Below are 14,649 nucleotides of genomic sequence, written 5' to 3'. Positions count from 1 at the left end.
CGGGGCTTTTTATTGGATGGGCGGTACAGTTTAATTAATGATCAAACATTGCCGCATTTAGCCAAAGGTGTAGCGCGACGCTGGCAGCATAACCAAGGGCGATCACGGGAGTCCATTTTAAGTGACCAAAAAATGTGTACATCCCCCGCGCCTGACCCATTAGTGCGACACCCGCGGCCGAGCCGATAGACAGCAAGCTACCGCCGGTGCCAGCGGTTAGGGTGATCAGCAGCCAGTGGCCGTGCGACATTTCGGGCTCCATTGTGAGTACCGCAAACATCACCGGAATGTTATCAATAACCGCCGATGCAAGGCCTAGAATAATGTTGGTTTGGGTCGCGCCAACACCGCTGTAAAGTAGGTCGGACATATAGGCCAAATAGCCCATATAACCTAATCCGCCTACGCACATGACCACCCCGTAGAAGAACAGCAAGGTGTCCCACTCAGCACGAGCAACTCGATTAAATACATCAAATGGAACCACTCCCCCCAACCGCTCTAGCGCTTGTTGGTCGCCTGCACGCTCGGCTACTGCACGCTTGCGCGCCAATGAGCCAGGTAAGGTGCGACGTAAAAAGTAGCCAAAAAATTGTAAATAACCCAAGCCTGTCATCATGCCTAGTACCGGCGGCAGATGGAGTAATAGGTGACACAGTACTGCGGTGGCAACGGTAAGTAGAAACAGCGTTAAAATACGCAACGCGCCGCGTTTAAGGACAACATCTTCACCGATTGCATGGGGCTTACGATTGGCAACAAAAAAGCTCATGATGATGGCGGGGATTAGGAAGTTCACCAGTGATGGTAAAAACAGCGCTAAAAACTCCTCAAACTGCACAATACCCGCCTGCCATACCATTAGCGTGGTGATATCGCCAAAGGGGCTAAAGGCGCCGCCAGCATTGGCCGCTACCACAACGTTAATGCAGCATAAGTTAATAAACTTCTTGTCGTCGCCTGCGACTTTAATGATTACCGCGCACATTAATAGTGCAGTGGTTAGGTTGTCGGCGATGGGCGAGATAAAAAATGCTAAAAACCCAGTTAACCAAAATAAGGTTTTGTAGTTAAAGCCTTTGCGCACCATCCAGGCGCGTAGCACGTCAAATAGACGACGCTCCTCTAGCGCGTTGATGTAGGTCATGGCAACTAACAAAAATAGTAACAGCTCGGCAAATTCCAACAACGTCTCACGGAAGGCGTGCTCGGCTTCGTGAGATAGCCCCGCTTGAGTGTATACCCAGCCGATTAGCATCCAAATAATACCCGCGGCAATTAGCACAGGTTTGGATTTTCGCAGGTGAAGTTTCTCCTCCAGCATTACAACAACATAAGCAATGCAGAAAAGTATTAAGGCAATATAACCAACCCCAGAGCGGGTTAGGTTGATCTCGCCAGTATTGGCGAATGCTGCGGGCGATATGACACACAAACATATCCCCAGTATCGCAAGCACGCGGGAGTGTAGGTTAGACATCGTGGCTACCAGGTTTTAGTTTTTGACGGGATGCGCGGGCAGGGGCTTAAAGCCCAAGTACACCATTTACGCGCGCGTATACTACCATAGTGAGCCTTCAAGAGTAGCGGGTAGTGTCTTGGCAGCGTAAATTTAAGGCGGTATATAACAATGTAAGCGCTACCATCCACAGATTGGGTGCATTGTGTGCTGTTAGTAAGGCGGCAGGTTGCACAATGCAGGCTGAATCACATTTTAGGCTAAGCGCTAGTGCTAAGGTGGCCTCAGTCAAAACATAACACCTGTGCTGGAGTTCGCCATGTTGTTTAATCGTAAAAATCCACAAGCTGCTACCGAAACACTGCGCCATGCTGGCGCGATGGCTGTTCCCCCCGCAAGGCCTTCAATTGGCAAGCGCGATAAACGAATTGCCGATGTTCCTGTATCCAGTCTTAGTACTCACGCCAGCTGGCAGCCTGCGGGTAATTGGAGCGGCGTTTTTGAGTTGGCTGTGTGGTTGCGATTACCTCAAGGTAGCCAGCATCCGCTGCAACTGGCTTTACGTTACACCGATCAAAAAGGTGAGAAAACCGTTTTGGTCGATCTCTGTAAGCCAGGCGTTTATAAAAGTGCATTGCTTAACGGCAGCGTCACAATTGAAGCGCGGGGGCGAATCAGCGAAGTGGGCATATTCTTGTTGGGGCTGCCAACGGACGTGCCTGTTGGTCTAGAAGAGTGGCACTTTTCTCCACAAATTAAGCGAATCACTTAATTCTTAAGTGGTTAAATACCTAAGCCTCTATTTAACTCTTAATTTAAGCTTCTACCTCCTAAAAGCGCGGCTCTAATTTGTGTCGCGCTGCTTTGTTTTATCATTTCTCTCAAGCTTTTAATTGCCAATCGACCCAACGTCTGTGCATGTGTGTTTTGTATTTTGGCTGCTATACTCTGGTACAGGTCGTGCCGCTAAACCTAAATGACTCACAGCTTAAGCTTTTATTGTCAATATCCTATAGAGCTTAGCGTTGTATCATTAGCTGTTAACAATAGGCACGCCGGTATTAAGGGTAAAAGCCGGATGATTATAAAACTGCCTCAAATGTTATGGTTAATCCCTCTATTTTTTTGTTGTTATGGTACTGCCGCCGTCCAAAGTGACTCGCCGATAGTGCGGGTAGTGTTGGGTACCAATATCCCCGCAGCCAATAGTGCCGTTAAAACACCGAGTAGTCTGGGGCAATCGGCCGATTTAGTCCGCTGTGTGTTTGCTCGACTACCTTACGAAGTAAGTATGCATGTCCAGCCTTGGCGGCGAGTACAGCAAGAGGTGTTAACTGGCGTATCCGATGGTTTTTTTACCGCCATGTCAGATCCACAAGTTGATAAATACGCGAGCCTGACCGACCCGCTGATACTGGAAAAATGGTATTGGTTTAGTCGTGCTGGCACGTCGGTCGATGTCGATCCAAGTAGCTTGCGTATAGGCGCCATACTGGGTAGCCCACAGCAATTATGGTACGAGCTGAATGGCCATAACACGGCATTAGGGGCCCAAGACTTACCGCAGCTAATTAAACTTTTGTTTGCCGGCCGAGTAGATGTGATTTTGGCTGATCACAAGCACTTTATCGAGGCTGCTAATGTTCTGAGTATAGCGCCAAGCCGGTATCAAGCAACGTTCTTTCGCTATGTGCCGTTGGGTGTTTATATGGGCCAAGATTTTTTGGCGAGCAATAGTGATTTCTTATCCAGCTTTAATAAACAAATACCCTTTTGCGCACCGGATGGTTTTACTTTAAGTTCCCAAGAGAAGACGATTATTCGGCAGCGTATTGAACCTGTGGTCAATCGCTGGCTGGTCTCGCCTACGTTGGCGCAAGTGTTGGCTAAGTACAATTTAAAACGTGCTGGCTTGACTGAACCGGACATTCAGCAGCTCGATCATCACTGGCGTACCGCTTACCAAAAAACAGATATAGAATCTCTCGATCAAATGTTGTCATCCGACTTAATGCGTGAATTGACGCAGTGGTATGACGGCGATACTTCGAGCTATATCAGCGAAATTATTATTACTGGCGGGCGCGGAATGAACGTTGCGGCAGTGCCTTACAGCTCGGATTACTGGCAAGGTGACGAGCTTAAGTTTCGTCATGGAATCGCTCAGCCGGCCGGGCAGTGGTTTTTTGATGAGGTGGTGTTCGACAGTTCCAGTCACCGTTTTCAGGTGCAGATAAGTCTACCGTTACTGCTCGATGCTACAGCCGCAGGCGTGATTACGTTAGGTGTTGATGTTGAGCGTGTACTGCATGCATCAGAGGGTGACGGTAAGAACTTTCTTTAACCTCTGATAACGACCTGCTTTTGATGGTAGGTAGAAGCTCTCCGGTTTTTTTTTCGTATTGTTTTATTTTAACTTGGTTTGTTTAGGCCTGCGCCATACATAACATTAATGGGTAAGCACAATGTGCTTACCCGTTAATGGTTAGAGCTTTGAGTTCAATTGATACCTCAATCCGATTTAGTCAGCCAGCCGGCGTCTGGGGTGTAACGTTCGCCATGTTGCTCGGTTAACTTTTCCAGTTCAGCTTTAATTGCATCATAATCGCGAGCTTGGCTGTAATGCATTGGACCGCCCCGGAAAGGCGCAAAGCCGGTGCCAAAAATCATGGCGCCATCAAGCAAATCGGCGTCGTCAATGACTCCTTCACGTAAACAGGCCATACAGGTGTTTAGCATCGGCAATAATAACCGGTCGGTAAGGTTATCTGGGCCGGTGGCGGGGTTGTCCGCTTTTTTGGCTTTGCCTTTCTCCCACGTGTATAAGCCTTTACCGGTTTTCTTACCTAAATCACCTTTGGCGACTTTATCGGCTAGCCATTTTGGTACGGCAGGCATTGGCTGTTTGAGGCCGGCATTAAGCATTTCGGCGACACCCATACAAATGTCCAGCCCAACCACATCGGCCAGCTCGATTGGCCCCATAGGCATGCCAAATTTCTCTGCGGCGCGGTCGATGGTTTCTGGGGCGATGCCCTCGTCCATCAGTACCATAGCCTCTAATAAATAAGGCGTTAATGCGCGGTTGACCAAAAATCCCGGTGTGCCGGTAACGGGGGTTGGCAGGCGTTTAATTTGCCCCGCAAACGCCAGTGCTTTTTGGTAGGTGGCATCGCTCAATTTACTGTGGCGTACAATCTCTAATAATTGCATCTGAGATACGGGATTAAAAAAGTGTAGGCCTACTAAGCGACTTGGGTCTTGAAGCTCTTGCTGCAAGTCATCCAGCGGAATGCTAGAGGTGTTGGTGGCCAGAATAGCCCCTTCTTTTAGCAGTGGCTCGACCTGGTTGTACACCTGCCGTTTGATTTCGATTTTTTCTGGCACAGCCTCAATCACGATATCTGCATGGCGTGCACCTTCGTGAGTTAAGTCTGGAGTCAAACGGTCGAGTACGGCGCGTTTGGCTGCAGGGCTCAGACGTTTACGGTCGCACAATTTGGCGGTGCGAGCTACAGCTTTGCCGATAATCTCGGCCTTCATATCAAACAAAGTGACGGTTAATCCTTGCAGTGCACACCAGCCGGCGATGTCTCCGCCCATGGCACCCGCGCCAATAACGTGGATGTGTTTTGCTTTCTCTACCCCTTCAATACTGCTGGCGAGCTTTTTCATTTTTTCTTGCAAAAAGAAAACCCGAACCAAGTTGCGTGAGGTGTCGGTCAGTAACAGCTCAGAAAACGAGTCTACCTCGGCAGCCAGCATTTTTTGCGGATCACCGCCCGCGTCTTCCCACAAAGCAATTAACTTTTCTGGGGCGGGGTAGTGAGCAGGTGATGCCTTAGCGGCGGCTTGCTCGCGCATTTTTTTGGCAATAAATTTGCGCGCCGGGCCGGAGTTCATTAGTTTGGTTTTAAGATTGGGCTGTTTGTGCTTAAGCTTGCCGTTAATGGCGGCCTCTATGGCACCGTAGACATGACGCTCGGGCACTAGGGCATCAATAAGCCCTAAGCTTTTAGCGCGCTTGTCATGCACAGTTTTACCAGTAAGCATCATCGTCATAGCTTCAACCGGATCGATCAGCTCGACACTGCGGCCGGTGCCGCCAAGCCCCGGATGTAAACCTAATAATATTTCAGGAAAGCCAAAACTTGCGCCCGATACTCCAACGCGGTAGTCGCATACTAGCGCTAGCTCAAGCCCGCCACCAAAACAGTGGCCGTGTATCACCGCGACTTTGGTAAAAGGCAACGCGGCAAAACGATTGGCTACCGCGTGAGCGGCGTTTAATTTGTCGCGTGCGGCTTCTAAGGTATCGATTTGGCCAAACTCTTTAATGTCTGCACCGACACAAAAACTGCTAATTTTTGCCGAGCGCAACACTAAAGCTTTGGGCTTGTCTGCCTCAAGAGCCATCACCACTTCATCAAGTTCTTTAAGGGCGGTTTGCGACAGGACGTTTACTTCGGCCTCTGCGCAATCAAACATCAACCAGGCAACGCCGTCGTTGTCGACACGTAACTGCCAGTGTTGCCATGCGGTGGCCACATGGCTACTGGTATCGCTAAAAGGGCCGATGGCTTTTGCCCGGTCGCTCAGGGTCTTTAGTACTAATCCGTTCATAAGTTTCTCCTGGCTTAGAGCATTTCTATTAGCATGGCGCCGGCTTGGCCACCGCCGATACATTGTGTGGCAATGCCGCGCTTAAGGCCTTTTCGCTCTAGCGCGTGCATAAGATGCAACAGAATCCGGTTGCCACTGGTGCCGACAGGGTGGCCAAGGCTAATGGCGCCGCCATCAATATTGAGTCGCTCGTGATCAAACTCACCCAATACGGTGTCGATGCCGAATACGCCGTGACAAAAGTCTTTATCGTTCCAAGCGGCTAAGCAGCCCAATACTTGCGCCGAGAACGCTTCATTAAGCTCTAGCAGCTCAATGTCATCGAGGCTCATCTGATTGCGCAGCGCGAGCCGGCCAACACTTACTGCGGGCCCCAGCCCCATGATCTCGGGCTCAAGCCCCGACCACTCACTGTCGACAATAACAGCCTTGGGTTTAAGGTTGTATTTTTTAACGGCCTCTTCCGAGGCAAGAATTAACCAGGAGGCGCCGTCGGTAATTTGCGAGCTATTACCGGCTGTCACTTTACCGTAGGGCCGCTCGAATACTGGTTTAAGCTTTGCCAAGTGCTCGACTGAGCTGTCTGGGCGCACGCCATCATCACTGCTATACACGCTGCCGTCGTTGGCAACTAAGGGAACCACTTCGTTGTCGAGCCAGCCCTCTTTTTGGGCCTGGGCTAACCGCAAATGGCTACGTACGGCGTAGGCATCGGCGTCGGTTCGGCTAATGTTAAATAGGTTGGCGACCACCTCGGCAGTTTGGCCCATGTTTAGCTCCACCACCGGGTCGGTCAGGCCTTTTTTAAGGCTGATCTCGGGCTTAAAGTAGCCGGGTTTGAGCTTGAGTAAATGCTTCAGCTTGGCGGGCAGCGAGCGCGCTTGCCCCAGCCCTGCAAGCCATTGGGTGGCTTCATCTTGCAAAATCAGAGGGGCGTGGCTGAGCGCTTCGGCGCCGCCGGCTAGAATGAGATCGTCATTGCCTTCGCTAATGTAGCGAAACGCGGTTTCAACAGATTGCATCCCCGAGCCGCAGTTTATTTGCATGGTAAAGGCGGGCATGGTTTCGCCCAAACCTAAACGCAATGCGGCAATCCGTGCGGGGTTCATCTCGGCAGCAATGACGTTAACACAGCCTAAAATCACTCGATCAAAATGCTCAGCCGCTACCGGCTGGCGCAGTAGTAAAGGGCGGCCTGCTTGTACGGCTAAATCGACAGGGGTGAAGGGGCCGGGTTTACCACGCGCTTTAATAAACGGAGTACGGGCCCCATCTACGATATAGACCGGGCGTCCGCCATTAGTGCTGGCTTGGGTGTGCAAGCTCATAGAGGTTCCTTTTTGGTTGTCCACTGACAGAGTTTCAGTATGGCAGCAAAACCCTGATTATGCATCGGTCGGCCGCCCCATAGGGGCTGCTCGCGGCCTTAACATATAGCCTATATATACTATGGCGTGTGGTAAAGGTAGCAGGATTGGTGCCAGCGACATTTTACTGGCAATCGTGTGTGTCATGAGGGTTTTGGCTGTTTGGCCAGCTGTTTGGGCGCCAAAGCGATCTGTAGGGGCATTTGGGGTAAAATTTTTTGTAATATTTACCTGTAAGTGTGCTGTGCCCGCTTTAAATGGCGGGATTCATTTTACCTATTGGGTACCGCTGCGAGGTTTATAAGTCGACTTTGCCACGCAACTGTTTAGTGCGACCGTGTTTGGTTTTTTTGTCCATCCGCTTTAATTGCGAACCGCGCGAGGGTTTGGTGGGGCGGCGTACTTTGCGCTGCTTACCCGCTTGCTGCACCATTGCCTGCAAGCGCGCTAAGGCATCGGCACGGTTTTGCTCTTGGGTGCGATGCTGCTGCGCTTTAATCACAATTACGCCATCTTTGGTGATGCGCTGATCGGTCATGTTAAGCAGCTGTTCTTTATAAGCATCAGGCAAGGTAGATCGCCGGATATCAAATCGTAGGTGCATCGCACTGGAGACTTTATTAACGTTTTGGCCGCCGGCACCTTGGGCGCGAATCGCGGTTAATTCGATTTCCCAGTCGGCGATTTGTATATTGTTGGTGATAAATAGCATGGGGCTAAAGTATCGTAATGGGCGTTTAAAAGAAAGTGACTTTAATTGGCTAAAATCAAAAGGCAAAGCTGATGTGTTTTTGTGATGGGGCTTATAGTGCTTGGGGTAAAGGCAAGCCGCGAGCACCGTTGCAGTGCTCGTGGCTTTGTGGGATTAGCCTTTTAACGGCTTATATTTAACCCGCTTAGGCTGCGCATCGTTACCTTTGCGCTTAACAAAGTCTTCGTGGTAATCGGTGTAGTTACCCTCAAAGAATACCGCTTCAGAATCGCCCTCGTAAGCCAAAATATGGGTGGCGATACGGTCGAGGAACCAGCGGTCGTGCGAGATAACCATTACGCAACCGGGGAAGGCGAGAATCGCATCTTCCAGCGCGCGCAGGGTTTCAATGTCCAAATCGTTTGACGGTTCATCCAGCAGCAAAACGTTGGCGCCTTGCTTTAGCGTGTTGGCCAAATGTAAGCGGCCGCGCTCACCACCGGATAACTCTCCCACACGTTTTTGTTGGTCCGAGCCTTTAAAGTTAAAGCGGCCCACGTACGAGCGGCTAGGAACTTCGTAGTTGCCGATGCGCAGAATATCCTGCCCTTCAGAGATCGCCTCCCAGACGGTCTTTTTGTCTTCTAGGTTTTCGCGGCTCTGCTCTACATAGGCGACGTTAACGGTTTCACCTAAGGTAATCGTGCCGCTGTCGGGTTGCTCGGTGCCGGCAAGCATACGGAACAAGGTTGATTTACCCGCACCGTTACCGCCGACAATACCCACCACCGCACCTTTGGGAATGTTTAGCGTAAGGTTGTCGATCAGCAGGCGTTCGCCGTAGCCTTTACTGACATTTTCAAGCTCGATGACTTTATCGCCCAAGCGTTCGCCCGGCGGAATGTAGATCTCGTTAGTTTCATTACGGGTTTGAAACTCTTGCGATTGCAGCTCATCAAAGCGGGCCAAACGTGCTTTGCTTTTGGCTTGGCGGCCTTTGGGGTTGGTGCGTACCCACTCCAGCTCGGCTTTAATCGCTTTTTGATGCGAGGCTTCACTTTTGGCTTCTTGCTCTAAACGTTTCTCTTTGGTCTCAAGCCAGTTCGAGTAGTTGCCCTCGTACGGAATACCGTAACCGCGATCCAGCTCCAAAATCCAGCCTGCGGCGTTATCGAGGAAGTAGCGATCGTGGGTAATAGCCACCACGGTGCCGCTAAAGTTTTGCAAAAACTGCTCTAGCCAATGGACGCTCTCGGCATCCAAGTGGTTGGTGGGTTCGTCCAGCAGCAGCATATCGGGGCGCGACAGCAACAGGCGGCACAGGGCCACACGGCGGCGCTCACCACCAGAGAGTTTAGTGACGTCGGCGTCCCACGGCGGTAGGCGCAACGCATCGGCGGCGATTTCTAAAGTGTGATCTAGGTTGTGCGCATCCCACGCCTGAATAATGTCTTCACAGCGCGCCTGTTTTTTAGCCAGCTCGTCAAAGTCGGCATCGGGCTCAGCGTAAGCGGCATAAATACCTTCGAGCTCGGCCAGCGCATCCACGGCCTCGCGCATGCCGTCTTCCACATTGCCGCGCACGTCTTTGGCGGGGTCTAGCACGGGCTCTTGCGGTAAATAGCCGATTTTAATATCGGGCATGGGGCGCGCTTCACCGTTAAAATCGGTATCTACGCCAGCCATAATACGCAGCAGGGTGGATTTACCCGAGCCGTTTAAGCCCAATACGCCGATCTTGGCGCCGGGGAAAAACGACAAAGAAATGTCTTTTAGTATTTCACGCTTAGGCGGGACAACTTTTCCCACCCGATTCATTGTATAAACGTACTGTGCCATTTAGCTTGCCTCTTGCTGGTCGCCAGCGGGCGGATGGGCCGAATACGGCCGATTTGAGATAAGCGGGCAAGGTACCTAAAGGCGCGGTTTAATTCAATCTTTTATGGTCGATAAGCGAACAACTCACCCGTCTTGGTGGCACTAGAATTAATACTCGCCACAAACTTGTAACAATCGCTCAGTAGTCTCATGCGCACAATGACCCCTTGGAGTTTGCCATGAGAAAGCGTTTCCCTTACATCTTAGCCGCCTGCAGTACCCTCGCAATGGTAGGTTGTGGCAGTGACGACGATAACAACATCGATACCCCGGTGGTAGAAACCCCTGTATCTGTATCGCTTGAGTTTGCTGGCCGCTACAGCGCCGGCCAGTTTGACGAAAGCGCCGCCGAGATTCCCGCTTACGACGCCGCAAGTCAGCGTTTGTTTGTCGTGAATGCCGAAAAAGGTATGTTGGATGTGTTGGACATGTCTAGCCCTGCCAACCCGAGCTTAATTGACACGATCGAAGCCGGTAGTGTTTTGGCCGGCGGTGAAGTGAACTCGGTAGCCGTGAAAGACGGCGTTGTAGCGGTTGCCATTGAGGCAGATATAAAAACCGACAGCGGCGCCGTTGCCCTGTACCACGCCGATGACCTATCGATGATCTCAAGTGTGATGGTAGGTGCTCAGCCCGATATGCTGATCTTTACTCCAGACGGTAACTACGTGCTGGCCGCCAACGAAGGCGAGCCAAACGATGATTACAGCATCGACCCCGAGGGCTCGGTAGCCATTATCGACATTTCAGATATGGCCAACCCTAGCGCTAGCCTTGCAGATTTTGTGGCGTTTAATGCGCAGGCGGATGTATTGCGCGCCGATGGCGTACGCATTTATGGCCCTAACGCCAGCGTTGCTCAGGACCTAGAGCCTGAATACATTGCCGTATCATCAGACAGCGAAACCGCTTGGGTTGTACTGCAAGAGAACAACGCCATTGCCCGAATTGATATTACCTCGGCCAGCGTGCAGCAAATTATTTCACTCGGTTACAAAGATCACAGCGTTACCGGCAACGGCTTTGATGCCAGCGACGAAGGCCCGGTAGAGATTAACGCCTGGCCCGGCGTGCGTGGCCTTTACTTGCCCGATGCGATGGCGGCCTATGAGGTTAACGGTATGACCTACTTGGTTACCGCTAACGAAGGCGATGCCCGCGCTTGGGGTGAAGACAATGACGACTACTGGGCAGGCGACGCCAGCAAAGGTTTTGTCGAAGAGTTTCGCGTTAAGCATTTAGTGCATAAAGACGGTTTTGATCGCCGGGCTGGTGACGATTTACCACCGCAATTGCGCACGCTTGCAGCCGGCGCCTTACTTAACCCAACCACCTTTAGCTACTGTGGTGCCACCGCCGGTGATCCGGGTGATTGTCGCGACGATGAAATGCTGGGCCGTTTAAACATTACCTGGACCGAGGGCTACCGCAAAAACGCCGACGGCTCCCCGGTCATGTTTGATGCTGCGGGTAACGAGTCGACCGATGGCGACCGTCTAATGTATGACAACCTTTACAGCTACGGCGCACGCTCATTTACCATTTGGGATGATGAGGGGCAGCAAGTGTGGGATTCGGGCGATGCCATCGAGCAATTCTTGGCAAGTGACGCCTGTATGTTAAGCGCAACGCGCGACATTCCTTGTAAAGACTTTTTTAACAGCGCCCACGATGAGGGCAGTAGCCTTGATAGCCGCAGCGATGCCAAAGGCCCCGAACCAGAAGGCTTGGCCATTGGTGGTATCGGTGAGAAAACCTTTGTTTTTGTTGGGCTTGAGCGCATGGGCGGCGTGTTGGTGTACGACATTAGCAACCCCGATGCCCCAGTGTTCCAAGATTACTTAAACACTCGCGAAGACTGGGTCACCGAGGACGCCGAAACTGTTTTGGCCAGCGTTGGTGATCTTGGTCCAGAGGGCTTGGTGTTTATCTCGCCCGAAGATTCACCGACCAACGATGCCTTAGTGGTGGTGGGCAATGAAGTGAGTGGCAGCACGGCAGTGTATACCGTTGTGCAAGCGTTCGATTAAGTCGCTTGGTTTTAAATGTTAAATAAAAATAGGGCGCCGGCTTGAGTCGGCGCTCTATTTTTTTGTCTTTAGTTGATTTTTATTGGGCGAGGTTTGTTATTTAAAGGCGTCTTTTAATGTGCGGTAGATACCTTTGTGCCGGTGTCGTTTCTCGTTTAAACATTGTTAATGCAAAACCTTTTTGCAGCCAATGCATCTTACCGCCGGTAACTGTATAAAAATAAAGCAGTAAAGCGCTATCAGCTGCGATGATTAAAGCGTAGAGTGGCGCGGTTGGTCTTTTTTGGTATTGAGCCTGCGGGCATACGCCTCTACTCTCCTTATTATAATTTTAGATAATTTGGGTGCTTAATGAGTACCTTATTTGGCTTTTATCGCCAATGTCTAAAATTGCCCATAGTATCTGCTGTTTATTGCTTACACTTTATTTGCTTTTCACCTATATGATAGATGTTATTAACCAACACATAGCTGGCTGAAATTATAGCCGATGTGGGAACGGTGATGACTGCCAATACCTCATCGTTCCACTCGTAAAACGTAGTATCTCCATCGGTTAAATTCACTAATTTTAGTACGTTTCTATCGGTTGATAATGCGCATCGATAGTCTTGTGTTTGGTCTTTTTCAGGTAAAACCAAACAGCTTGTGCAGCTCAGTATTAAAAGTAACGTGGCTATTTTAGTCATCGCTAAAAGTCCTTTTAGATTCTTTTGTTGGTTGTTAGTTGTTAGTTGTTAGTTGTTAAGTGTACCTTGGTTGTAAGCTTTTTGTATCTTCCATATGTGCTCCCAATCTTCGCGGGTCATGGTAGATACGGCTAACCCCTTGTCGCATCGCTCTGCAATCACGATCTCGTTTTGAGAGGGATACTTGGATTGATACTCTTGAATCTGCTCAGCAGGGGGCATACTCATAATTTTAATAGGGTAATCTATATACGTTAATTCACCGCTCTCAATTTTAAAAAATACCCAAAAGCAATACATCACTAAAAGAAACCCGCTGGCGACGATAAAAAGCAACGGGGAAACAACACGAACAAAAAGACTCTTTGAAACAAAGAATCCGATATACGCTTCAATTAAAGCATACGTCGCATACAAAGAAAAAATGGTTACATACAGCCAGTATGGAGAAAATATTTTAGGCGGCTGTAGCCAAATGTCTGCGGCTGACCAGCATTCAAATGGAATTATGGTCATAAAAACGTTAAATCTAAAAACTAGTGCAGTAATCAAGAATGTTGACGCTATGATGATGAGCCTATAATCAGTAGTCGACTTCAATTTTATCCCTAAGTTTAATGTTTGTTAGGTTTTTTCAAACAGCACAGCTGAATATGCCTAAGGAATACAGCTTGCAATTATCCTTTTTGTTGCCCTGTGAAGTACTTTTATACCCGTTAATATAACGATGTAGGGGGTCTACTAATTGTGAATACACTTGTTATAGCAACTACCAGTAAGTTTCATCGTAGGGATGATCACCCGGAGCCCCTTGAAAGGTAGATAGCTCATTAACATTTATTCCTTTTGCTACAAAAGTCATATTCATTTGTTTTTCTTCGCAGTGACTACTGCTTATTTGATTTGGAACCGGGATGAAGTACCCTAATACTGTAACTTCAATTTCCCCGCCAATCTCTCGTATGGCAACATCTCCGCTTGTTACCTCACCAATACAAGCAGAAGTAGGCCACGCGGCACCTCCACGTATAGAAATAACTCTGACATTGTGGCTTATTTTGAATTTTCCTTGGCTGATCTGAGATTGCTCGCCAAGAGAAATAGTCATTTTCTCATACGTCCCATCATCTATCGTATTTACATCGCCATTACTATACCAGCGGTAGCCAATGACTATTCCAGACCCGGCCATTACTCTATGGGCATAGACCGGCGGATTATTTTCTGAGAAGCGAAAATCATTAGGGTTATCTTTGTACTGTTTTTCAATGTCACTGTAATACTCTGGCAAAGACAGTTCTGCGCCACGGGTATAGAAGTGACTCTCTTTATCGATTGATGCGTAAACTTGCAGGCCGACAAACGACACAATAAGCAATAAAAATGCCGCACCAATGATTTTCAGAACTAGTTTAAAATACTTCACTTAATTCTCTTGAGGCTATAACGCCCGCAGCACGCGCGGCTTTGTAGTGAAGGCGAGGCCGCAACGAAAAAGCCGTCGCTGTGCCTGCGATTGTTAGGTGCCACCTTTACCATAGCCTCCATTTTGATTTTGGTTTACGCCAAGAGCCCGACCAAAGCTCATAGTGATCCAGAGTAGCGAGCTTTCCGAAAACAGCTCTCTCACCAAGAGTATCAACGACTTTTGTTGGGATGGAGAGTCCGAAGAAACCATTTTCAAGGGGAAAACTCAATTTCCCCAAAAAACTCGTCAAAAACTGACTCAACTCTCTTGGGATTTTCCGTTTTTACTACTGCTTGAATCCCCATCAGCTTTTAAACTCCAAAATACAGTCTTGACCAAGAGCTTGACGAATTTGGTCGATCACATTGTCGGATACCACTTGCCCACGTATGTCATAGATGAGGCGACAGCTTTGTAAATGCGAAGGTAATTGTGAAGCCCCAA

General features: G+C 49.5%; 10 protein-coding genes. 3 read left to right on the top strand and 7 right to left on the bottom strand.

Annotated elements, in window-relative coordinates:
• Positions 1–34: 34 nt before the first annotated feature.
• A complete protein-coding gene (nhaD, locus tag GILYN3_RS08850) occupies positions 35–1,480 on the bottom strand; it encodes a sodium:proton antiporter NhaD (protein ID WP_049722651.1) in 1,446 nt (481 codons plus the stop codon).
• A gap of 298 nt (positions 1,481–1,778) precedes the next feature.
• Here nhaD and GILYN3_RS08845 point away from each other — a divergent pair, with 298 nt between their 5' ends.
• Both GILYN3_RS08845 and GILYN3_RS16715 read left to right on the top strand, forming a co-directional pair.
• On the top strand, positions 1,779–2,231 hold the full coding sequence (locus GILYN3_RS08845; protein ID WP_049722650.1) for a hypothetical protein: 453 nt from the start codon (positions 1,779–1,781) through the stop codon (positions 2,229–2,231).
• Between the two features lie 306 nt (positions 2,232–2,537).
• On the top strand, positions 2,538–3,803 hold the full coding sequence (locus GILYN3_RS16715; RefSeq protein ID WP_198147333.1) for a substrate-binding periplasmic protein: 1,266 nt from the start codon (positions 2,538–2,540) through the stop codon (positions 3,801–3,803).
• A gap of 167 nt (positions 3,804–3,970) precedes the next feature.
• Here the strand turns inward: GILYN3_RS16715 and GILYN3_RS08835 are convergent, their stop codons facing one another.
• The 4 genes from GILYN3_RS08835 to ettA all read right to left on the bottom strand — a co-directional run bounded on the left by GILYN3_RS08835 (position 3,971) and on the right by ettA (position 9,979).
• Complete coding sequence (locus tag GILYN3_RS08835) at positions 3,971–6,082, bottom strand: 3-hydroxyacyl-CoA dehydrogenase NAD-binding domain-containing protein (protein ID WP_049722648.1); 2,112 nt, start codon at positions 6,080–6,082, stop codon at positions 3,971–3,973.
• A 14-nt stretch (positions 6,083–6,096) separates the two neighbouring features.
• The gene (locus GILYN3_RS08830; protein ID WP_049722647.1) at positions 6,097–7,410 is read right to left on the bottom strand and encodes an acetyl-CoA C-acetyltransferase; all 1,314 of its coding nucleotides are present in this window, start codon (positions 7,408–7,410) and stop codon (positions 6,097–6,099) included.
• A 337-nt stretch (positions 7,411–7,747) separates the two neighbouring features.
• Positions 7,748–8,161, bottom strand: coding sequence for an alternative ribosome rescue aminoacyl-tRNA hydrolase ArfB (gene arfB / locus GILYN3_RS08820; protein WP_049722645.1), 414 nt, complete (start codon positions 8,159–8,161; stop codon positions 7,748–7,750).
• 153 nt (positions 8,162–8,314) lie between these two features.
• Entirely contained in the window at positions 8,315–9,979 is a 1,665-nt protein-coding gene (ettA, locus tag GILYN3_RS08815) for an energy-dependent translational throttle protein EttA (protein ID WP_049722644.1), read from the bottom strand.
• Between the two features lie 218 nt (positions 9,980–10,197).
• Between ettA and GILYN3_RS08810 the strand changes: the two genes are divergently transcribed.
• A complete protein-coding gene (locus GILYN3_RS08810) occupies positions 10,198–12,048 on the top strand; it encodes a choice-of-anchor I family protein (RefSeq protein WP_049722643.1) in 1,851 nt (616 codons plus the stop codon).
• Between the two features lie 737 nt (positions 12,049–12,785).
• Here GILYN3_RS08810 and GILYN3_RS08800 read toward each other — a convergent pair.
• Entirely contained in the window at positions 12,786–13,253 is a 468-nt protein-coding gene (locus GILYN3_RS08800) for a hypothetical protein (protein WP_157484906.1), read from the bottom strand.
• 253 nt (positions 13,254–13,506) lie between these two features.
• Positions 13,507–14,163, bottom strand: a complete 657-nt coding sequence (locus GILYN3_RS08795) for a hypothetical protein (RefSeq protein ID WP_049722640.1) — start codon at positions 14,161–14,163, stop codon at positions 13,507–13,509.
• Between the last annotated feature and the right edge of the window lie 486 nt (positions 14,164–14,649).

The organism is Gilvimarinus polysaccharolyticus, from assembly GCF_001187555.1.
Taxonomy (GTDB): Bacteria; Pseudomonadota; Gammaproteobacteria; order Pseudomonadales; family Cellvibrionaceae; genus Gilvimarinus; species Gilvimarinus polysaccharolyticus.
This window is presented reverse-complemented; position numbering and strand designations above follow the sequence as displayed.

Bases quoted from the DNA above. Each gene is read 5' to 3' on its own strand.
- arfB (WP_049722645.1), bottom strand. From the start codon at position 8,161: ATGCTATTTATCACCAACAATATACAAATCGCCGACTGGGAAATCGAA.
- GILYN3_RS08800 (WP_157484906.1), bottom strand. From the start codon at position 13,253: ATGACCATAATTCCATTTGAATGCTGGTCAGCCGCAGACATTTGGCTA.
- ettA (WP_049722644.1), bottom strand. From the start codon at position 9,979: ATGGCACAGTACGTTTATACAATGAATCGGGTGGGAAAAGTTGTCCCG.
- GILYN3_RS08810 (WP_049722643.1), top strand. From the start codon at position 10,198: ATGAGAAAGCGTTTCCCTTACATCTTAGCCGCCTGCAGTACCCTCGCA.
- GILYN3_RS08835 (WP_049722648.1), bottom strand. From the start codon at position 6,082: ATGAACGGATTAGTACTAAAGACCCTGAGCGACCGGGCAAAAGCCATC.
- GILYN3_RS08830 (WP_049722647.1), bottom strand. From the start codon at position 7,410: ATGAGCTTGCACACCCAAGCCAGCACTAATGGCGGACGCCCGGTCTAT.
- GILYN3_RS08845 (WP_049722650.1), top strand. From the start codon at position 1,779: ATGTTGTTTAATCGTAAAAATCCACAAGCTGCTACCGAAACACTGCGC.
- nhaD (WP_049722651.1), bottom strand. From the start codon at position 1,480: ATGTCTAACCTACACTCCCGCGTGCTTGCGATACTGGGGATATGTTTG.
- GILYN3_RS16715 (WP_198147333.1), top strand. From the start codon at position 2,538: ATGATTATAAAACTGCCTCAAATGTTATGGTTAATCCCTCTATTTTTT.